Annotated in this window: 18 protein-coding genes; 4 read left to right on the forward strand and 14 right to left on the reverse strand. The window is 42.5% G+C overall.

Annotation, left to right across the window (positions count from 1 at the left end):
* Window positions 1-38: 38 nt before the first annotated feature.
* The 3 genes from rpmG to ACTSEZ_RS18845 form a co-directional block, all read right to left on the reverse strand.
* On the reverse strand, window positions 39-188 hold the full coding sequence (rpmG, locus tag ACTSEZ_RS18835; RefSeq protein ID WP_070875478.1) for a 50S ribosomal protein L33: 150 nt from the start codon (window positions 186-188) through the stop codon (window positions 39-41).
* A gap of 110 nt (window positions 189-298) precedes the next feature.
* Entirely contained in the window at window positions 299-1,348 is a 1,050-nt protein-coding gene (locus ACTSEZ_RS18840) for a nucleotidyltransferase family protein (protein WP_369735869.1), read from the reverse strand.
* A 5-nt stretch (window positions 1,349-1,353) separates the two neighbouring features.
* Window positions 1,354-3,039: a glycosyltransferase family 4 protein gene (locus ACTSEZ_RS18845; RefSeq protein WP_369735870.1), complete on the reverse strand. Its 1,686-nt coding sequence runs from the start codon at window positions 3,037-3,039 to the stop codon at window positions 1,354-1,356.
* A 196-nt stretch (window positions 3,040-3,235) separates the two neighbouring features.
* On the opposite strand from ACTSEZ_RS18845, the gene ACTSEZ_RS18850 reads away from it, so the two are divergent.
* Complete coding sequence (locus ACTSEZ_RS18850; protein WP_029279669.1) at window positions 3,236-3,583, forward strand: hypothetical protein; 348 nt, start codon at window positions 3,236-3,238, stop codon at window positions 3,581-3,583.
* A complete protein-coding gene (locus tag ACTSEZ_RS18855; protein WP_369735871.1) occupies window positions 3,580-4,056 on the forward strand; it encodes a hypothetical protein in 477 nt (158 codons plus the stop codon). Before ACTSEZ_RS18850 ends, ACTSEZ_RS18855 begins: the two co-directional genes overlap by 4 nt.
* A gap of 100 nt (window positions 4,057-4,156) precedes the next feature.
* Here the strand turns inward: ACTSEZ_RS18855 and phoU are convergent, their stop codons facing one another.
* The 10 genes from phoU to ACTSEZ_RS18905 form a co-directional block, all read right to left on the reverse strand.
* On the reverse strand, window positions 4,157-4,816 hold the full coding sequence (gene phoU / locus ACTSEZ_RS18860; protein ID WP_369735872.1) for a phosphate signaling complex protein PhoU: 660 nt from the start codon (window positions 4,814-4,816) through the stop codon (window positions 4,157-4,159).
* 106 nt (window positions 4,817-4,922) lie between these two features.
* Window positions 4,923-5,747, reverse strand: coding sequence for a phosphate ABC transporter ATP-binding protein PstB (pstB, locus tag ACTSEZ_RS18865; RefSeq protein WP_369735873.1), 825 nt, complete (start codon window positions 5,745-5,747; stop codon window positions 4,923-4,925).
* 34 nt (window positions 5,748-5,781) lie between these two features.
* Complete coding sequence (gene pstA, locus ACTSEZ_RS18870; RefSeq protein WP_035207164.1) at window positions 5,782-6,660, reverse strand: phosphate ABC transporter permease PstA; 879 nt, start codon at window positions 6,658-6,660, stop codon at window positions 5,782-5,784.
* A 1-nt stretch (window position 6,661) separates the two neighbouring features.
* Complete coding sequence (gene pstC, locus ACTSEZ_RS18875) at window positions 6,662-7,603, reverse strand: phosphate ABC transporter permease subunit PstC (protein ID WP_369735874.1); 942 nt, start codon at window positions 7,601-7,603, stop codon at window positions 6,662-6,664.
* Window positions 7,604-7,676: 73 nt separating this feature from the next.
* Window positions 7,677-8,651: a PstS family phosphate ABC transporter substrate-binding protein gene (locus tag ACTSEZ_RS18880; protein WP_369735875.1), complete on the reverse strand. Its 975-nt coding sequence runs from the start codon at window positions 8,649-8,651 to the stop codon at window positions 7,677-7,679.
* Window positions 8,652-8,881: 230 nt separating this feature from the next.
* Window positions 8,882-11,044, reverse strand: coding sequence for a peptidoglycan D,D-transpeptidase FtsI family protein (locus ACTSEZ_RS18885; protein WP_369735876.1), 2,163 nt, complete (start codon window positions 11,042-11,044; stop codon window positions 8,882-8,884).
* A gap of 140 nt (window positions 11,045-11,184) precedes the next feature.
* Window positions 11,185-12,480, reverse strand: coding sequence for an MFS transporter (locus tag ACTSEZ_RS18890; RefSeq protein WP_369735877.1), 1,296 nt, complete (start codon window positions 12,478-12,480; stop codon window positions 11,185-11,187).
* A 547-nt stretch (window positions 12,481-13,027) separates the two neighbouring features.
* Window positions 13,028-13,636 carry a superoxide dismutase SodA gene (gene sodA, locus ACTSEZ_RS18895; RefSeq protein ID WP_320156846.1) on the reverse strand — a complete coding sequence of 203 codons (609 nt, stop codon included), beginning with the start codon at window positions 13,634-13,636 and terminating at the stop codon, window positions 13,028-13,030.
* A gap of 117 nt (window positions 13,637-13,753) precedes the next feature.
* Window positions 13,754-14,236 carry a DUF456 domain-containing protein gene (locus tag ACTSEZ_RS18900; protein ID WP_369735878.1) on the reverse strand — a complete coding sequence of 161 codons (483 nt, stop codon included), beginning with the start codon at window positions 14,234-14,236 and terminating at the stop codon, window positions 13,754-13,756.
* A 96-nt stretch (window positions 14,237-14,332) separates the two neighbouring features.
* Window positions 14,333-15,970, reverse strand: coding sequence for a Na/Pi cotransporter family protein (locus tag ACTSEZ_RS18905; RefSeq protein WP_369735879.1), 1,638 nt, complete (start codon window positions 15,968-15,970; stop codon window positions 14,333-14,335).
* Between the two features lie 208 nt (window positions 15,971-16,178).
* Between ACTSEZ_RS18905 and ACTSEZ_RS18910 the strand changes: the two genes are divergently transcribed.
* Window positions 16,179-16,952: a DUF1189 domain-containing protein gene (locus tag ACTSEZ_RS18910; RefSeq protein ID WP_369735880.1), complete on the forward strand. Its 774-nt coding sequence runs from the start codon at window positions 16,179-16,181 to the stop codon at window positions 16,950-16,952.
* A gap of 57 nt (window positions 16,953-17,009) precedes the next feature.
* Here the strand turns inward: ACTSEZ_RS18910 and ACTSEZ_RS18915 are convergent, their stop codons facing one another.
* Window positions 17,010-18,749, reverse strand: coding sequence for a methyl-accepting chemotaxis protein (locus ACTSEZ_RS18915; protein ID WP_369735881.1), 1,740 nt, complete (start codon window positions 18,747-18,749; stop codon window positions 17,010-17,012).
* 223 nt (window positions 18,750-18,972) lie between these two features.
* Between ACTSEZ_RS18915 and yqfZ the strand changes: the two genes are divergently transcribed.
* Window positions 18,973-19,305: a protein YqfZ gene (gene yqfZ, locus ACTSEZ_RS18920; RefSeq protein WP_369735882.1), complete on the forward strand. Its 333-nt coding sequence runs from the start codon at window positions 18,973-18,975 to the stop codon at window positions 19,303-19,305.
* Window positions 19,306-19,355 lie beyond the last annotated feature (50 nt).

The following is a 19,355-nucleotide window of genomic DNA, read 5'->3' on the forward strand; positions in this document are numbered from 1 at the left end:
CGCGTAAAAAAAAACAGCAAGGAAAAAATTCCTGCTGCTTACTTTGTTTCGCGGTGCAATGTAACCTTTTTCTCTCTAGAGCAGTATTTTTTAAGCTCCATACGATCTGGGTTATTACGTTTATTCTTTTTAGAAATGTAATTACGTTCGCCGCATTCTGTGCAAGCCAATGTAAGATTAACGCGCATGTTGATTTCCCTCCAAACTGAAAAAAACTTATACTAAATCAGACTTAACTATAATAGCATTTTTAAAAAATAAATGCCACATTATTTTCATATTTTATTTCATACAGATGTTAGGAATTTTTTTTCGTGTACTCCTGCCAGGCATTTGCCGTCTCCTCATTCATATCTGCGAGAGCTGAGTGATCCTGAATCTGGCACTGCCCGATCATCCCGCCAAGACTGCACGATTTTCCTATATAGCTGTTTTCCCAAAGAATGGAATGTGTAACGGAAGATTTTTCGTGGATGATGGCTGATTCAGACAATACAGTGTGAGGACCCACTGTAGCCCCTTCATGTATAATTGTATTGCTGCTGATATAGATTGGGCCCTTTAAGGTTACATCGTCATGGATGGTAACTCCGTCCTCCATCCAGATGCCCTTGGCAATCTCTTTTCCTCTTGGGGCCAGGTTCACCCGATGTTCAAGCATATCAAATTGTGCTTCGCGGTAATTTGAGAGAGTACCAATATCCGACCAGTACCCATCCGCTCTGAAAAGGGAGATGGTTTCTTTATTTCGGATCATTTCAGGAAATAGATCATTGCTGAAGTCACTGCATGTAAACTCTTCCAGATAAGAGAAAATGCTTGGATTGAAAATATAAATCCCCGTATTGATGGAGTGGTCTGAAAGGTCATTCCACTTCGGTTTTTCAAACATCCTGCTGATATGGGTTTCTTTTGAAAGCAGCACTCCGTATTCAATCGGGAGATCCAGCGGCTTTGTGAAAATCGTCGCAGCCGCACCGTGTGACAAATGATGATCAATGCCTGCTGTTAGATCAAAATCGGTCAGAATGTCCCCGCTGATGACAAGAAAGGGTTCTGTCAGAAGCTCTTCTGCAAGCTTGACGCTCCCTGCTGTGCCAAGAGGCATTTCCTCTTCACTGTATGTGATTCTGATGCCCCACTTCGAACCGTCTCCGAAATATGACCTGATGGCTGATGACAAGTAATGCACAGTCATAATAACATCATCTATACCATGCCTTTTGAGAAGCTCAAGGCTATATTCCAGTACGGGCTTATTCAATATGGGCACAAGCGGCTTTGGACAATGATTTGTAAGCGGTCTGAGCCGGCAGCCTTCTCCGCCTGCGAGGATAACAGCTTTCACTTTAGTCAGCTCCTTGTCTTTATGGAATTCAGCACTTCATATACTTCTATCACTTGCTCTGCAAACAGATCATGGGAAAAACGCCGCGAAACGTCAGACAACCCTTTCTTCGCAAGGCGATCTGCCCATTTTTTATTTGTGAGTGCCTCTAAGATAGCTGATGTTAAAGCTTCCGAATTCCCCCGCTCAAATAAAAGACCGTTTTCTCTATGCCGGATGATTTCTTTAAGTCCGCCGGTATCAGATGCAATTGTAAGCTTACCCGCTGACATGCTCTCAAGGGAGATCATTCCAAAGGGTTCATACAAACTTGGCACAACGGTCATCTCACAGTTCTTAAAAAATATATGAAGAGGTGCATCGTCTAAAAAACCAAGAAATATGACATGATCTTGAACGTTCAATTCTTTCGCTAGTTTTTCATATTCGCTGCGGAACGGCCCATCTCCTGCAATCATAAGCCTAATTTCAGGAAAACGCTTTAAAATTTCCGGCATGGCTGCAAGCAGCACTCCGAATCCTTTTTCGGGGACCAGCCGTCCCGCTGCAAAAATATATGGCTCTCCAGAGAATAAAAGAGGTTTTTTGTTTTTAGAATTTTTATCATTCATATTACTTTTCAGCGGATTTATTCCATTATAGATGACCGCAGACTTGCCTTGGGCCATTTCTAATTGGTCTTCAGCCTGTTTCTTCATATATTTGCTGCATACGATGACCCTGTCAGATTCTTTAACAAGTCTTTTTTCTTCCATAGTAATGTGTTTCTGCAGCCGGGTGCATGCTGACCCGTTTCGCCCTATTTCTGTCGCATGTATGGTTGCTGCAAGCGGAACTCCCCATACTTTCCTTACAGCCCGTCCGGCTCCGGCAGTCAGCCAGTCATGTACATGAACAAGATCAAATGAGAGGCATCTGTTTTTTTTCAAAAACTGAACGAAAGCAAAGTTCATGTTCAGTACCCACTCTTCAAGGCTGTTGCTTGTTTTATGCAGGGGTTTTAACCTGAATATGTGCAGAAAAGGCGCCGGGTTCTCATAGCCTGCCAGAGCGTGATCTGCTGCAGCAGTTAATAGAATGACTGTTTTCTTTTTTTCAGCGAGGGCTTGAACAAGGACATGCACATGACGGCCAAGCCCGCCAATCAGATTTGGCGGATATTCTGTTGAGATCATAAGAACAGAAGCGTGGAGTTTGAGGAGCGTGCTTTTGATCTCCTCCACATCCTCCATATTCGTGTTTATGTCCTTAAACTTTAGCGGATCTATTTCATCTGGAACATTCCCATAGGAGGTGTATCCGGAAAAGCAGCGTTCCCAGTTCGTCCTGGAAGAGGCCGATCGCCAATCTGAACTGCTGCCGCTGCCGGTTTCTCCATCAACGGAGTCTGATCTTGCAAGTGTAAGTTCCTTGTTTTGATCATATATGACAAGGTCGGCAAAGTAGGTTGCTTCAGTTCCAATGTATGGAATGAATGCGTGCCATTCATGTTGCAGCTCTATATCCTTATAAGCAAGAAACCCTTCTGCCTGCCTGAAAATGCGAATCTTTACTCCAAGGAGGGAAAACGCTTTGCCGAATAGAGCGGACACAATCCTTTGATCAGGCTCATCAATATGCAAGCTTGCATACAAACCTGACCGTTTTCTGACCAGACTGATTCCTGTCCCCTTTTCATGAATGATTTCCACTGCTATTCCCCTCTCTTCACTTGATTCATTGGCATTTCTCCCACACCCATTTCTCTCCTTATTATGACATAAATCCGGCAATGGAAAAAAGCTGATCCAATAGGGACAATTTTCGACAATATCTACGAATTTCCTTTAGTCCTTAAGCTTTTTGTGGTATAAAGAAAAAGGGAAAAAATATTAGAAGGTGAATAAAATGGAGATTATGATTATTGCCCTGTTTGCCGTAAGCATCCTTTTAATTGGCGTCTCATATTTTCAGAGAGATTCCGTTAAAGACATTGAACAGGAAGTAGAGCACCTGTCAGTATCATCTATGCAGGAGATCTACAAGCTGAAGAAAAAAGTCAGAGTTTTAGAAGAAGAAATTCTGCAAAACGGCCTTCAGCTTTCAGATTATGATTCAATTGATCCTCAAACGCTTCAGCGCATTGTTTTAAAGCATAATCAAGGATTATCCACTGAAGCCATTGCACGTTCTGAATACTTAAGCGAGGACGAAATCAGAGACATTCTTAAAAAGAATGAGAGGGTCCTCACATGAGCAGAAAAGGATTTCAATCGTTCGCAGCAGGAATGATTCTTTCCACATCTGTACTCGCTGCCACTCACTTTTTCGGAGAAACCAACGACAAAGCGACTGTGACTGTCGATAGAGAAGTAACTGAAAATGACATCAAAGAATACTTAATCAAAAACGGCCAGACGGCTGTTGATACGAAAGAATATGACGAATTGATCGCCTTTAAAGAAAAGGCCTTAATCGAAAAGCAAAAACAGGCTGAAAAACCGGCAGAAGAAAAACCACAGCAGGAAAACTATATCCTTAAAATTGTAGACGGCATGGCGACATCTGATGTTTCGCGCATTCTCGAACAGGAAGGCGTTATCGAATCAGCAAGCGAGTTTAACGATTTTGTCATAAACGGAAATTATCATACAAAAGTACGCATGGGAACATTCCAGCTTAAAAAAGGCATGAGCTTCAGCGAGATTGTAAATGTTCTTGTAAAATAACAAAGAGTGAACGCCAGAGAAATCAAGGCGTTCATTTTTCTATTCGGGATTTCCGTACATAAAAAAGCTTGCCGCATATGCGGCAAGCTTTTTTGATGGTTTAGGCATTAAGGTCGTATCTTCTGCCTTTTACGAGGTAAAGGACGCTTTCTGAGATATTTGTCGCATGGTCAGCCGTGCGTTCGATGTATCTGCAGACAAACATAAGCTGAGTAAGCTGCTGCATAAGCTCTTTGCGCTCAGGCATGATTTCAAGCAGTTCGCGGATTGTCTGGCCGTATAAATCGTCTACCTGATCATCCATCTCCGCTACTTGTTTGGCAAGGACAATATCTTCTTCGTTATATGCCTTTACAGACAGGGACAACATTTCCACAGCAATCGCATGCATTTTTTTAATGGTTTCAATCGGTTTAAACAAAGGCTCGTCCCCGATTCTGATTGTTGATTTTGCAATATTTACGGCAAAGTCAGCCATTCTTTCGATGTCGTTGGAGATTTTAATGGCAACAATTATTCTTCTCAGATCAATGGCAACAGGCTGCTGCTTGGCAATAAGAAGGATGGCCAGGTCATTGATTTCTTCATCCAGATCATCAATTCTTTCATCATTTTCGATAATTTCAAGCGCTGCTTCTACATTTCTTGTTTCAAGAGCACTGATTGCATCCGACAGCGATTTTACGGAAAGGCTTGCAATTTCATTTAATTTATCTTGAAGAATTTTAAGATCATATTCAAACTTCTCTCTTACTACCATGTCGCTTCCCTCCAATAGTATCATCATTCAGCAGTGTGTGTTTATTCTAGTAAATCATAAAGGAATAAGCCGTGCAAACTGATCGTTTTGCACGACTTACCTTTATTTAACCGAAACGTCCTGTGATGTAATCTTCTGTACGTTTATCAGACGGGTTTGAGAACAGCTTGTCAGTATGAGCATATTCCACGACTTCGCCGTTTAGGAAGAATGCTGTACGGTCGGAAATACGTGCAGCCTGCTGCATGTTATGAGTAACAATCACGATGCTGTACTGCTTTTTCAATTCCTGAACAAGCTCTTCAACTTTTAAGGTTGAAATCGGGTCAAGTGCAGATGTCGGCTCATCCATCAGGATCACGTCCGGTTCAATTGCAAGACAGCGCGCGATGCACAGACGCTGCTGCTGTCCGCCGGAAAGGCCGTATGCATTTTCTTTTAAGCGGTCTTTCACTTCATCCCAGATGGCTGCGCCTTTTAAGCTTTTTTCAACAATGGCATCAAGCGTCTTTTTATCACGGATTCCATGAATTCTTGGTCCGTATGCCACATTGTCATAAATAGATTTAGGGAACGGATTTGGCTTTTGAAACACCATTCCTACTCTTGTACGAAGGTCTTCAACCCCGTAGCCTTTGTCAAAGATATTTTTTCCGCGGTAGATAATTTTGCCTGATGTGCGGACTGTAGGGATTAGTTCAACCATGCGGTTCAATGTTTTAATGTAAGTTGATTTACCGCAGCCTGAAGGTCCGATAATCGCCGTTACTTCGTTTTCATAGATATCAAGGTCAATATTCTTCAGTGCCTGGTCATTTCCGTACCAAAGATTCAGGTTATCTGTTTTATAGACGATGCTTTTTTCTTTTTCAGCCTTCGCCGCAAACTCCTCGTTTTCCTTGCGCTCATTCACAACTTTTGTCATTTCCATCGTGTGAAACCTCCTTCATCCATTTAAAGCATAATTAATAATTTTTCTGGAATTTATTACGTATCAAAACTGCCACAGAGTTCATGACAATCAGGAAGATAAACAGAACGATAATACCGGCGGCAGCTACATCCTGGAAATCAGCCTGCGGTCTTGAAGCCCAGTTAAAGATCTGAATTGGCATAACGGTAAATGTACTCATTACATTTTCAGGCAGATAGTTAACAAATGCAAAGGCTCCTACAACAAGCAGAGGCGCTGTTTCTCCTATTGCTCTTGAGAAAGCAAGGATGCTTCCTGTTAAAATACCTGGTATAGCAGCAGGTAAAACAACCCTGCGGATAGTCTGCCACTTAGTTGCCCCCATACCGAAAGATGCTTCACGGAGCTCTTTAGGAACAGCTCTGATCGCTTCCTGAGACGCAACGACAATAACCGGAAGAACAAGAAGCGCCATTGTAAATCCTCCAGCTAAAATGCTTCTTCCAAGGTCAAAGTAACGGACAAATACAGTAAGACCCAAGAGTCCAAAAACGATCGATGGAACTCCGGCAAGGTTTGCAATATTTACTTGCAGGAAGTTCGTGAATTTATTTTTCTTAGCGTATTCTTCCATATATAAAGCCGTGCCGACACCAAGTATCAGTCCAGTCGGTATGACAACAGCCATTACCCATAGGGAACCGACCAATGCTGCTTTAATACCTGATGCTGACGGTCTTCTTGATGCGAAATTCTGAAAAAATTCCGGTGTTAAAAAGCTAAATCCTTGAGTGAATATCCGATATAAAAGAATTCCGAGAACAACGAGAGCAAAACTTGTGGCAATCATAAAAATACCTTTGTAGATACCGTTTACCGCAAGCCTGCTGCCCATCTTCTTTGCGACTTTATCTTTATTAATGTAGTTCATCTTAGTATTCCTCCCTGAAGCGGCGGGAAATAAACTGTGCAAGCAGGTTCATAAGTAATGTGAACAGGAAGAGTGTCATACCGACAGCATAAATACTGTAGTAGATTGTTGTTCCATAACCTGCATCACCCGAACTTACCTGGACAATGTAAGCTGTCATCGTCTGAATTGATTCCGTCGGATCAAATGTAAGCTTAGGTGTTGCACCGCCTGCTAATGTAACGATCATTGTTTCGCCGATTGCACGTGAAATGGCCAGTACGAATGAAGCAATTACTCCAGATATGGCGGCTGGAAGCACTACCTTAATGGCAACTTCAAATTTCGTTGATCCAAGTGCCAGCGCACCTTCTCTCATTGCTCTTGGAACAGATGTCATGGCATCCTCAGATAATGAAGCAATCATTGGAATAATCATAATTCCCACCACAATACCCGGGCTCAGAGCATTGAAGAATCCAAGATCAGGCATAATCGAACGAAGCAGCGGTGTAACAAATGTCAGGGCGAAGAATCCGTACACAATAGTCGGTATCCCGGCAAGTACTTCAAGGATCGGCTTTATAATCCTTCTTACCCGGTCTGATGCATACTCACTCAAATAAATAGCAGATGCCAAACCAATCGGCAAAGCTACAACCATTGCAATTACTGCTACAAGAAGTGTTCCAGAAATAAGGGTTATAATTCCGTAGGCTGGATCACTTTCAAAAAACGGATACCATTCCCGCTGAGTAATAAAGTCTAACAATGGAACTTTGCTGAAAAACGTCACTGTTTCTACGATTAATGTTAATACAATACCTACTGTTGTGAGTACAGATATAACAGCTGTCAGCAATAAAAAAGCAGGGACCAGTTTTTCAGAAGATCTCATCCAGGATCTTTTCTCTTTTTTTTCTTTGATCAGCTCACTGACAGAGCGGCTCATTTCTGTTGCCATAATGCGAAAACCCCTTTCCAAAACATGGGAAGATGAGAAGCAGTTTTATGCTTCTCATCTATTAGATTTTAAATTATTTTAAACCTTCGATTGTTTCAAGCTGCTCTTTGTATTTGTCTTCAGGAAGGCTTACGTATCCTACTTCTTCAGCAAGTGCGCCAGCGTTTTCCATGTAGAACTTCACATATTCTGCAACTTGAGGCTTTTCTTTCATTGAAGCGTTGTTCACATAGATGTAAAGAGGACGTGAAAGCGGGTTGTATTCGCCAGACTCAACTGTGTCGTTAGTCGGCTCAACTGCTTTGCCTTCTTCATTTATGATCGGTACAACTTTAAGTGTATCTTTGTTTTCCAGGTAGTAAGCATATCCGAAGAATGCCATAGCGTTTTTGTCTCCCTGTACGCCTTTAACAAGAACGTTGTCATCTTCAGAAAGAGTAGCAGCTTTAGCAACTGGCTCTTCATCAAGAATTACTTCGTCGAAGTAGTCATATGTTCCCGAATCGGTTCCTGGAGAGAAAAGCTTGATTGGCTCGTTTGGCCAGTCAGGGTTGATATCAGACCATTTCTTTTCTTTTCCGTCTTCAACCCAGATCTTTTTAAGGTCTTCAACCGTTAGTTCCTTAATGAAATCATTTTCTTTATTTACAACAACTGAAAGTCCGTCAAAGGCAACTTGAAGTTCTGTGTATTCAATGCCTGCGTCTTTAGCTGCTTGAGCTTCTTCATCTTTAATTGGACGTGACGCCTGAGAAATATCCGTTTCGCCTGCTACGAATTTCTCAAATCCGCCGCCAGTTCCTGATACGCCGATCGGAGCTTTAACACCTTGGTTTTCCATAGCGAATTCTTCAGAAACTGCTTCACCGATAGGAGCAACAGTTGAAGATCCGTCGATTCCAACTTCACCTTCTAATTGAGCTGCTTCATCAGAAGTTTTGTCTTCAGAACCGTTTCCTTCTGTGCTGTCACCATTTCCGCATGCTGCTGCGAATGCAAGCAAAGACGAAATCATAATAGTCATGGCTAAAAATTTGAAGCTTTTCATATTTCTTAATTCCCCCTACAAAGTGGTGTTTTTGTCCTACAAGTAATACAATAACGCTTAAGTGTTAACATGGTTTTAATCGAATGTTAAGGTTTTGTAAATGCATGAATCATTTTGTCGAATGATGAAAAGATGCCGGCTTCATAATTGCTCCAGCAGACTTTCAGCCAATGTAACACAAAAAAGCACTCTCATTTGAGTGCTTTTATTGTCCTCTTTATCCCATGTTTTTATTCAGCTTCTTCTAATTCTCTTGCATTTTCAGGCTGGCCTACGCCTTCTTCAATGCCTTCTTTGCTCTGTTCGCTTTTCAGTTCGAAATACTTATCCATGATTCTTCGTCCGATCAGGTTATTGATTGGGTGAGAATTGCTTGCTTTATCATAGGCCCATGGTACAACCACTGAAAAGGCAATTTCGGGATTATTGTGAGGCGCATAGCCGACAAGGGTCAGATTATAAGTAGGCGAAAGGAACTGGTCTTTATTCGGTCCATCGTAAAATGCCTGCGCTGTCCCTGTTTTGCCTGCAGGAAGATAATCCGCTCCCATAAAATAACCGTAGGCAGTCCCTCTTTTCTCCTGCATGACTTTTCTGAACCCTTCTTGAACACGTTCAACATACTCAGGCTTCATTTCAACCTTGTTAAGTACTTCAGGATTAATGGATTCAATTACTGAGCCGAGATTGTCTTTCGGAGAAGGTTCTCTGATTTCTTTCACTAGCTGCGGCTTCATCCGATAGCCGCCATTTGCAATAGTAGAAACATACTGCGCAAGCTGAAGCGGCGTATACGTGTCATATTGTCCAATTGATAAATCAAGAAGCAGGCCGGGGGTAACATCCTTTCCTTTAAAGCCTGTTGCTTCATTTGGGAGGTCTATGCCCGTTTTTACGCCAAGGCCAAACTGGCTGTAGTAGTTTCTCAGCACGGAAAAGGCTGATGTATCAAGAGGCAGCGATTTATTTCGTCTATACTCGCCGTCAGCCATAGCAATGGCTGTTTTGAACATGTATACATTGGAAGATCTCTGAAGCGCTTCAAGATCATTGATGTTTCCCATTGTCTGATAGGATTTTTTAGGCGGGGAGCCTTTAATGTATAGAGGTTCGTCCAGCTGTATGCTTCCAGGCTTAATCACGCCTGATTGAAAACCTGACAGGACAGTGGCCCCTTTTACAGCCGACCCCATTGTGTATGAGCTGGTCATCGTGCCCAGGGCATAATCATCAATGACGGTTTTTCCATTTTCATCTTTTTTAATTTGTTTTCCTGCCATAGAAAGCACTTCACCGTTTCTTGGATCCATCATGACGACAAACGCCCGATCAAGGAGAGCAGTTCCTGATTTCTGTTTGGCAGCTGTCAATTCTTCTTCGATGATTTTTTCAACTTCCTGCTGAAGCTCTACATCGACAGTCATGATCAAGTCTTTGCCGCTCTTTCCTTCAGTAATGATTTCTGTATCAAGGATGTTCCCCGACTTATCTGTAATGTTGCGGGCTTTTGCTTTTTGCCCCTGAAGAATGTCTTCATATTGATATTCCAGATAGCTTTTCCCTACTCTGTCATTTCTGCTGTACTCACGGGAAGTGAAATAATCCAGTCTGTCCTGGGGTATCCCCTCTTCAGAGGAAGAGATGCTGCCTATAAGGGTTCGTAGAGTTTTATCAAATACATAGTTGCGCTGCCAGTCTGTTGTAATGTCTATACCCGGCAGTTCATCAAGGTTCTCGCTAATAAAAGCGAATTCCTTTTCAGATATGTTGTCTTTTTTTATAATCCGGGGCGTCAGGGCATAGCCGCTGTCCATTTCCCGTTTAATCGCAAGGACTTTAAGCTCTTCCTGGGTGATTTCCTTCAGCTCGTTTTCCGTTATTCTCTCAAGCTGCAGATCATACAGATCCTCATCGCTCATCACACCGTCGAGCACCTTCTGACGGTCCGCTTTCGTAATTTTCTTTTCCGCCCGCTCCGGACGCGTTAAGATCCAATAATCTTTTTTATCTCTTTCCGTTATTTTCTTTAACTCGTTCTCCAAAGATTCCTGGTCCTCTTTTGAGTCCGTTCTGTCCTGGTCAAAAATCTTGGCAAGTTTGGCTGCTGTTTCAAGTCGCTCCTCTTGATCAGAAGAAGCCGATCTTGTATATGTAATCGCCTTGATCGGCTTGTTGTCTACAATTGTATTGTAGTTTCTGTCAAAGATTTTCCCCCGCGGGACAGAAGTGCTGATTGTTACTTCTTCCGTGCGCTCAACTTCTTTGCGGTAATCTTCTCCATATACAATCTGGACAATGCCAAGCCTTAAAATCATTCCTGAAAATAACAGGAAGATAAGAAAAAACAGGATATTCAAGCGAAGCGGGACTGTCCGTTTCTTTTTCTTTGTCATGCTGCACCGCCTTATTGTCGATATCAGGTTTCGAAAATTAAAATAGACACCATAACATGGTGTCTATCCTCTAGTTTATGAAAAAAATCGACTAATTTCTATTATTTTCGACAGTTGTAACACGATTGTCATATGCCGTGTCAGCTGCTTTCTCCATCTACAAGGTTCGGCTCAGGCATTTTTTTCTGTCCGTTAACTTCTTTTTTATCAATGGGTTCATTTGTTTCAGGCAGCGAAACCTTCCTGATGAAAAAATAAATACAGCTGTGCCCTGCCCCTATGATGGCAAGCAGAAAAGGAATGCTCTGTTTTTCATCGAATAGCGTGACAGAAAGAATAAACAGCAGAATGGATGTAATTCTTCCCATGTTTAAAAACAGTTCTCTGACGACAATGTATTCGATCCTTGCTTCTCCTGCGTTCCATGACCGCCCAATCACATCGTAGGTCAATGAAATGTAGGGAACAAGCAGAAGCGGATAGGCGACCGCAATGGAAATCGCATAGATGATGAGCTTTGCATAGGTCAGATCAAAAAGGAGCAGGAAAATGGAGGCATAAAGCAGAATTCCCCCTGCCAGGATAAACTTCTTCCTCATTTTCTTCGTAATCATCCTTGTAGCCAGATAATAAAATACGAAAGCAACCGCAGAGTTAATCAGCCCATACTTCCCCAGAGCAAGTTCGCTGCCGGTCGTGATGAAAACAAGGACTCCAATGACAAAAATAAATGTCCCTTCCCTGAGTCCCTGAAAGAAGTGAGCGTTCGTAATCATACGCCAGTTCACATTCCGCTTTCTTTCTTTTAAAACATCCATAAGCAGAAAACGCCCGTTCGCATGCCTTCTTTTTAAGAAGAGACTTAGAATCACTGCACAAAAAAACAGGGCAAGCGACAGGGAAAAGATTGTTTTGTATCCCGTGTCTCCTGCAAGCCTTGAGATGACAAAACCGGCGACAATCGGGCCGATCATTCCAGCAGAGGAAGTCATGACCCCTAAAAATCCGTTAAAAAAGTCCCTTGTCTCAGGTTCTGTAATTTCAAATGTCAGTACATTAAAGGAAAGCCAGTAAAAACCTGAGCCTATCCCGAGAAGACCTCCAAGCAAAATCAAATTGTCTGCTGCCCTGTCCCCAATTAAGAGAACAGACAGATAAAATACTGCCAGGAATGCAACACCAAGACGAAACACAATCACCCGGTCAATTTTTTTGGCCCATCTCCCGGCAATAATAAATGTAATGGGCTGCATGATCACAATCGTCAGATTATAGATCCCTAAATCCAAAAAACTGCCGGACTGCTTCCACAAATACACATTAACAAAAGCATTTGAGAGGGCAATCCCTAAAGAATACATGCCCCCAATCGTCAGAAGCAGAAGCAAATCACGGTTAACTTCCACATTACCAAAGACTTTCTGCAGCTTAGACATACCTAAAACTCCCCTTCATCAGCTACTAATTAGTCTGTGTAAAGGGGGGGGAGATATACAAAGAAAAGCGGAAGCGCTCGTTTAGCTCCGGGAGTCAGATAAGGAAACAGCGGTAAAGGCGCTTTTTGCCTTTGCCGATGGTTCCGTTCTGACAGAGGAGCTGAGCGATGGAGCTGGACACCACGAAAAGCGGAATCGCCCGGTTAGCTCCGAAGGACAGAAAAGGATCCGACGGAAAAAGCCGGGTTTGCTTTTTCTGGCGGAGCCGTTCTGGCCGAGGAGTTGGGCGATGGAGCTAGACACCACGAAAAGCGGAATCTCCTTCATACGCTATCTTGCACCCGCACTCTTTTTATACCGTACGATTCCATCCCTTTCTTATGCTATCTTTCGCTCTTTTTTCCGTAAGATGCCTGCTTTGTTACTTTCAGCTCAAAACCAATTATGAATGGTGAAAGGACTATTATGCCTGCCTGATATACACTTTCAGCTGATAAACGCCAATAAAAAAACAGGAAATCCAAGATTCCCTGTTTTTTCACGTCTATTATTTTGCTTCTTCGTAGCGTCTGTTTACTTCATCCCAGTTTACAACGTTCCAGAAAGCTCCGATGTAGTCAGGACGGCGGTTTTGGTAGTTCAAGTAGTAAGCATGCTCCCAGACATCAAGACCAAGGATCGGCGTTTTGCCTTCCATTAAAGGAGAGTCCTGGTTTGGAGTGCTTGTTACTTCAAGCTCGCCATTGTTTACAACAAGCCATGCCCAGCCAGATCCAAAGCGTGTAGCGCCGGCTTTGGCGAATTCTTCTTTGAATGTTTCAAAGCTTCCGAATTTGCTGTTGATTTTGTCAGCCAGTTCTCCTGATGGAGCTCCTCCGCCGTTTGGTGAAAGGATTGTCCAGAACAAGCTGTGGTTCGCATGGCCGCCGCCGTTGTTGCGTACAGCTGTGCGTGCAGATTCAGGCACTGCGTCAAGATTTGAAACAAGTTCTTCAACACTTTTGCTGAGAAGATCGTCATGACCTTCTAGAGCAGCATTCACGTTCGTGATGTATGTGTTATGGTGTTTCGTGTGGTGAATGTTCATTGTTTCCTTATCGATATGCGGTTCAAGTGCATCATATGCGTAAGGCAGTTGCGGTAGTTCGTAAGCCATTTAAATCTCCTCCTCGAATGGTATGTAGTTGCTAAGCCTAAGCTTGTCACATTAAGATTACCAAAATTGACCGATTGTTTCAATTTATATGCACGGCTTTTTGGAATGTTCTGCACGTCAGAGAACGGTATACAGGAAATAACCGATCATAACGAGCTGAATAATCGTTTTGGCAAAAACCCCGGATATAAATCCAATAAGAGATCCCAGGCCGACTTTTACAGATTCATTAAAGTCTTTTTTGTGAACGAGAAGCTCTGCAAGCACTGCACCGACAAACGGGCCAATGATGATTCCCGCTATCGGAATGATAAATGGACCGATCAAAAGGCCAATTGTGCTTCCCCAAATGGCAGCCTTGCTTCCTCCCACTCTTTTGACCCCCATTAAATTTGCCACATAGTCAGCGGCAAATAAAACTGCGACAAAGACTCCCTCAATCAGCCAGAATTGATAGCCGAATTCCTCAAAGCCAAAGAAGGCTCCAAAAAGAAGGAATCCGCCGACAATGAAAAGAACGCTTGGGATAATCGGATAAATCAGGCCTGCAAATCCAATAACAAACATGATAATAATCAGTGTCCAATATAAAGCTTCCAATTCGGAAAACACCACACCTTCTTATTTAGTCATGAAAAAAAGCAAGAGCCGCAGCCCTTGCTTTCATTATAGCTTATTAAGTCTGATTTTAACCCATTATTTGCGGTATCCGAGCACAGCTTCAGCAATGTTGACTGAATGGTCCCCTATCCTCTCAAGGTTGCTGATGATGTCGACAAACACAATGCCTGCCTGACCCGTGCAGCTTCCCTCATTTATGCGGAGAATATGCTTCTTGCGCAGTGTGCGCTCCATTTTGTCAATCTGTTCTTCTGATTTCATGACTTTTGCTGCAAGATCTGTGTCTTTGTCGTCTAAAGCAGTTATGGCATCTTTCAGAGTGCTGATTGTCAATCTGAACATTTCATCTAAATCTTTTAGTGCGGATTCAGTAAGCTTCACTTTGTTCGTAAGCTGATAATCGACTAATTCCACAATGTTTTCAAAGTGATCGCCGACGCGTTCGATGTCTCTTACAGTATCCATCAGAGTTGAATGTTCTTCAGACTCTGCTGCAGACATTTCTGCCCTTGAAATCAACACAAGGTAGTCCGTAATTTTCCGGTCAAGATTATTGATGGCGTCTTCGATCTGATAAGCTGTATCGGCATGTTTATGCTGATTTGTTTTCAGATACTGATTTGCCTCTTCAAGACCAAGAGATGCAAACTGACCCATGCGCAGGATTTCTTCTTTGGCCTGCCCTAGCGCAATGGAAGAAGATTGCTCAATAAACAGCGGATCCAAGTGTTTAGCTTTGTATTCCACCAAGGAATCTTCACCTGGAATTAACTTCGTTACAATGTAAGCAAGCACGCCGATAAACGGAAGCTGAATTAACGTATTTGTTAAGTTAAATGTTCCATGAGCAAAGGCAATCGTCATTTCAGGATTCAATCCAAGGTTTGCCTTCAGCATAGCGATAAAGGCTGTGAACAGCGGAAGAATCAGCAAGAAGATGGCTGTCCCTATCAAGTTAAAGATAACATGCGTCAATGCCGCTCTTCTGGCAGCAACTGAAGCACCAATCGAAGCTAAAACTGCTGTGATTGTAGTACCAATGTTATCTCCGAAAAGAACAGGCAGCGAAGCTTTTATATCAATCAGGCCAAGGCCATGAAGCTCCTGCAGAATACCGATTGTCGCACTCGAGCTTTGGACGATGACAGTGAATACTGTTCCAATCACAACGCCAAGCAGAGGATTGTCACTCATGCTGACTGTAAGGTCCTGAAAAGCCTGAAGTGAACGCAGAGGCTTCATTCCATCGCCCATTAATTCAAGTCCAAAGAACAAAGCGCCAAATCCGAAGACAATCTGACCGATGTTGTGAATTTTTTTGTTTTTAAAGAAGAAAAGCAATACGGCTCCCGCAAATAAAACAGGAAGTGCATAGTCTGAAATTTTTATACCTATGATAAAGGCTGTGACAGTTGTTCCAATATTTGCACCCATAATAACACCAATTGCCTGGCGCAGATTCATGAACCCTGCGCTGACAAGTCCTACGACGAGTACAGTCGTACCGCTGCTTGACTGGATAAGTATTGTCACAAATATACCTGCCAGAACACCCATAACAGGATTTGTTGTAAATTTATCCAGTATGTCACGCAGTCTGTCACCAGCTGATTTTTGCAGTCCGTCGCCCATGAATTTAATTCCAAAAAGGAAAATCCCAAGGCCTCCGAGAAATTCAAAGATCATCTTCTGTAAATCGAGATCCAACTTCATTCAACCCCTAACATCTTTTTATCGACATGTTTCTACAACCCCCACAATTATTAACGAATTGTGGATTAATTGTAAAGGTGTTTATTCCTTTTTCATAAAAAATTTACAATATCTTAACATTAGCAGTTTCTGTTCGGTTATTCCTTGTTTCTTGCGGTCTGCATGGTTAAAATGAAAACTGGATGATTATAGAAGGATGTGCATATAATTGAACATTTTTAAACAGCTTGCAAAAAGTACTTATTCCCCCAAATCGATCTCTATGTACAGATTTCAGGGAATCGGCAAAACGATTCTATACGTCTTTATGCTGACAGTACTCATTACCCTGCCTATGGGGATTTATATGTCCTCCGGCATTTCAGCAATGCTTAAAGGGCTTGACTCAACGCTTAGAGAGGATTTGCCCGACTTCACGATAGAGGATGGAACATTGGTTTCTGATGCGAAAGAGCCAATAGAGCTGACAAAAGACGATCTCTTTATTGTTTTTGACCCGACAGGCGCGTTTACCACTCAGGAAATTGAAAACAAAGAAAATGCGGTCGGCCTCCTCAAAAATGAATTTGTCTATGCTTTTGCGGGACAGTCGCAAAGCTATGATTACTCTATGCTGAACACATTGACGAAAGCAGATTTGCTTACATACTCTGGTCAATTTGAAAGTGTCATGCCGATTGTCATCGGAACTGTTCTACTCGTCTTTTATCTTTTTACCGCTGCATCAAAGTTTATCGAAATTACGTTTCTTGCGTTTGTGAGTATTCTGTTTAAGAACAGTCTGCAGAAAAAAGTGAATTTTAAACAGATGTGGGTAATGGCTGCATATTCAGTCACACTCGCTTCCATTTTCTTTATGATCATGGAGTTTTTGCAGGTATCAGTCCCAAGCGGGATCTTCATCAACTGGTTTGTGAATCTGATCGTGATGTATCTCGCACTAAAGGAAATTCCGGGTGCACGCAAGAAAACGCTTGAATGACAAAACGAGCCCCAAAGCTTTCTTCAGCTTTGGGGCTCGTTTTATGTACAAGTGTTTTTACACCTTGTATTCTTTGGCGGATTTCGCGAGGCTTTTTGAAAGCTCTGAAACCCTTAAGCCGATTTGATGCGTTCTGCTTACCTGAGTCATTTGTTCTTCTGAAGCAAAAAGCATCTGCTCTGCGCTCGCAAGCGTTTCCTGAGAGACAGATTCAAAGCTTGCCGAAGATTTTTCCATCACAGGCAGATAGTCATGCAGCTTATTCATTTGCCTCTTCATTCCGGACAGCCTGTCTGTTACTGACTTGATTTCAATTGAAAGTTCATCGAACAATACCCGTGACTGTGATGCTGCGCTGAGGTGCGAATGAATGGCTGACAGCATATCATCATATTCTTTAGATGCCTGAACGGCGATATTCTCCATGTTTGAGATGGAATTCCTGATTTTATGAGTGGCATTTGATGATTGTTCAGCGAGTTTTTTCACCTCATCTGCAACAACGGCAAACCCTTTTCCCGCCTCTCCCGCTCTTGCTGCTTCAATCGCTGCATTGAGTGCAAGAAGTTTCGTCTGTTCAGCAATCGTATGAATAATGGCGGCAACATCCGCAATTGAGATGGAATGCTCTTTAACGCTTCTGATCACAGCCGTCATTTTCTCTGTTTCCCGCTCAAACACATTCATAGTACGTATCATCTTTGATCCCTGCTCTTCTCCGCGTGCTGCTGAAGAGTTCATATCTGATGCACGGCTGAACAAAAATTCCATGTTTCGGAATACTTCTTTTAATTCATCTTTCATCCTGCTGAACGCCTCTGCGCTTTCCCCTGAACCTGCTGCTGTCTGCTCTGCACCCAGTTTTACGATTTTAATGGCCTCGACAAGCTGCCCATTCTGCATAATTCCTTCATCTGTTGCTTCCCTGAGCTGGTCTCCCTTGTTCGACAGCTCATCTGCTGCATGATTGATATCACCAATTATGCTGCGCATATGATCCATCATGGAGTTAAAGCTTTTCATGACTGAATTTATTTCAGGAACCTTCGTTTTCACATGGACATTTCTTGTTAAATCGCCATCTCTCACATCTTTCATCGCTTTTCTGAGTACGGCAAGAGGATTTGTTAAACTTCTGATCACAAGAATCAGCACGGCAGCTGTAAGCAGGACACTGATTCCAATCATCCAAATGGTAAACGAAGCAAGGGTCTCTGTGGTTTTCATATAGCTTTCTGTCTCTACCGCAATCAGGAATTGACCCTTGAGTTCCTGTACTTTCTTAAAAGACAATGTATAGTCGGTCCCGTTTATCGTCTGGTGGATCACTCCATTTTTCTTTTCGCTGATTTCTTTCAGCTGATCCTCTTCAAATTGCAGCCTGCTGTTTGAACTCACAGAAAAAGGATCAACTTTCCCTTCGCCTACAAGGAAAAAATCCGCCTTCAGCCCGTCCTGTATTAATGCGGAGGCCTGATTGGAGAGGACCACTTTATTAAACCTTTCAAGGAATGAATCCTCTTCGCCTACGTACGCAATCATAAGATTTCCTGCGATTTCGCCTGTCGTGTTAACCTCCCGTACAAGTCTGTCCTCAATCAGTGACATTGTTGCTTCTTTCGATTTTGAATAGGAGATGAAGCCGACAGCACTGATCGATGCTGCCATAATGGTTAATACAAGGAACAGGAGCCTTGCCTGGAGGCTCACTTCTGATATTTTTACAGTCCGAATCTTCCTGTATATATAGGGTAAAGACCCATTCTTTTTGCTTACTTTCCCCGTAAGTCCCTTCAATGTGCATACACCCTTCCTCTTAACTCATGAAAATTATCCCAGATTAATGTTAAGACAGTGTAAATTCCTCATTAATTTATGGAGAATTTTGTCGTATTTATAGGTATTAAGAAGGTTTCTACACCCCTAGATCTTTCTTTGAAAGGAAAAAAGAAATGCATGTCATATTTTTAGTGGACAAGCCATATAAATAATCATCGTGACGGATTGGGAGATGATACATATGAAGCGGCTGATGGTTTTTCTTTTAACACTCTTTCTTCTCTATATTATGTACTATGACATCAGTACAGGAACGATTGCGTTTTCGCCCCCTGCCAAGGAAACTGAACCTGCAGCGGCAGTTCAGACGTCCCCCTCTCCATTTACAGTAAAAGAAATTAAACAGGGTGAAACCGTCTTAACCATCGTTGAACAGCTTAACAGCGGACTGCCCGTTTCCATAGAACAAGTCAGGAAAGACTTTGAAAAGCTGAATCCAAATGAAAAAGCAGATGCGATCCAGGTAGGAAAAGCATATAAATTTCCACTTTATGAAAAAGAAGTTGCTTCTTAATTCTTGTCAATATCGCGCACTCACTGTTACAATATTGTGAGGGAAAGCAC

The organism is Metabacillus mesotrionivorans, assembly GCF_052171315.1.
Classification (GTDB): Bacteria; Bacillota; Bacilli; order Bacillales; family Bacillaceae; genus Bacillus_P.

What these genes read in the sequence shown, in the direction of transcription:
- rpmG (WP_070875478.1), bottom strand. Translation starts at nt 188, where the DNA reads ATGCGCGTTAATCTTACATTGGCTTGCACAGAATGCGGCGAACGTAAT.
- ACTSEZ_RS18855 (WP_369735871.1), top strand. Translation starts at nt 3,580, where the DNA reads ATGAGCAGAAAAGGATTTCAATCGTTCGCAGCAGGAATGATTCTTTCC.
- ACTSEZ_RS18850 (WP_029279669.1), top strand. Translation starts at nt 3,236, where the DNA reads ATGGAGATTATGATTATTGCCCTGTTTGCCGTAAGCATCCTTTTAATT.
- yqfZ (WP_369735882.1), top strand. Translation starts at nt 18,973, where the DNA reads ATGAAGCGGCTGATGGTTTTTCTTTTAACACTCTTTCTTCTCTATATT.
- pstC (WP_369735874.1), bottom strand. Translation starts at nt 7,603, where the DNA reads ATGGCAACAGAAATGAGCCGCTCTGTCAGTGAGCTGATCAAAGAAAAA.
- ACTSEZ_RS18885 (WP_369735876.1), bottom strand. Translation starts at nt 11,044, where the DNA reads ATGACAAAGAAAAAGAAACGGACAGTCCCGCTTCGCTTGAATATCCTG.
- pstA (WP_035207164.1), bottom strand. Translation starts at nt 6,660, where the DNA reads ATGAACTACATTAATAAAGATAAAGTCGCAAAGAAGATGGGCAGCAGG.
- ACTSEZ_RS18905 (WP_369735879.1), bottom strand. Translation starts at nt 15,970, where the DNA reads ATGAAGTTGGATCTCGATTTACAGAAGATGATCTTTGAATTTCTCGGA.
- pstB (WP_369735873.1), bottom strand. Translation starts at nt 5,747, where the DNA reads ATGGAAATGACAAAAGTTGTGAATGAGCGCAAGGAAAACGAGGAGTTT.
- ACTSEZ_RS18890 (WP_369735877.1), bottom strand. Translation starts at nt 12,480, where the DNA reads ATGTCTAAGCTGCAGAAAGTCTTTGGTAATGTGGAAGTTAACCGTGAT.
- ACTSEZ_RS18880 (WP_369735875.1), bottom strand. Translation starts at nt 8,651, where the DNA reads ATGAAAAGCTTCAAATTTTTAGCCATGACTATTATGATTTCGTCTTTG.
- phoU (WP_369735872.1), bottom strand. Translation starts at nt 4,816, where the DNA reads ATGGTAGTAAGAGAGAAGTTTGAATATGATCTTAAAATTCTTCAAGAT.
- sodA (WP_320156846.1), bottom strand. Translation starts at nt 13,636, where the DNA reads ATGGCTTACGAACTACCGCAACTGCCTTACGCATATGATGCACTTGAA.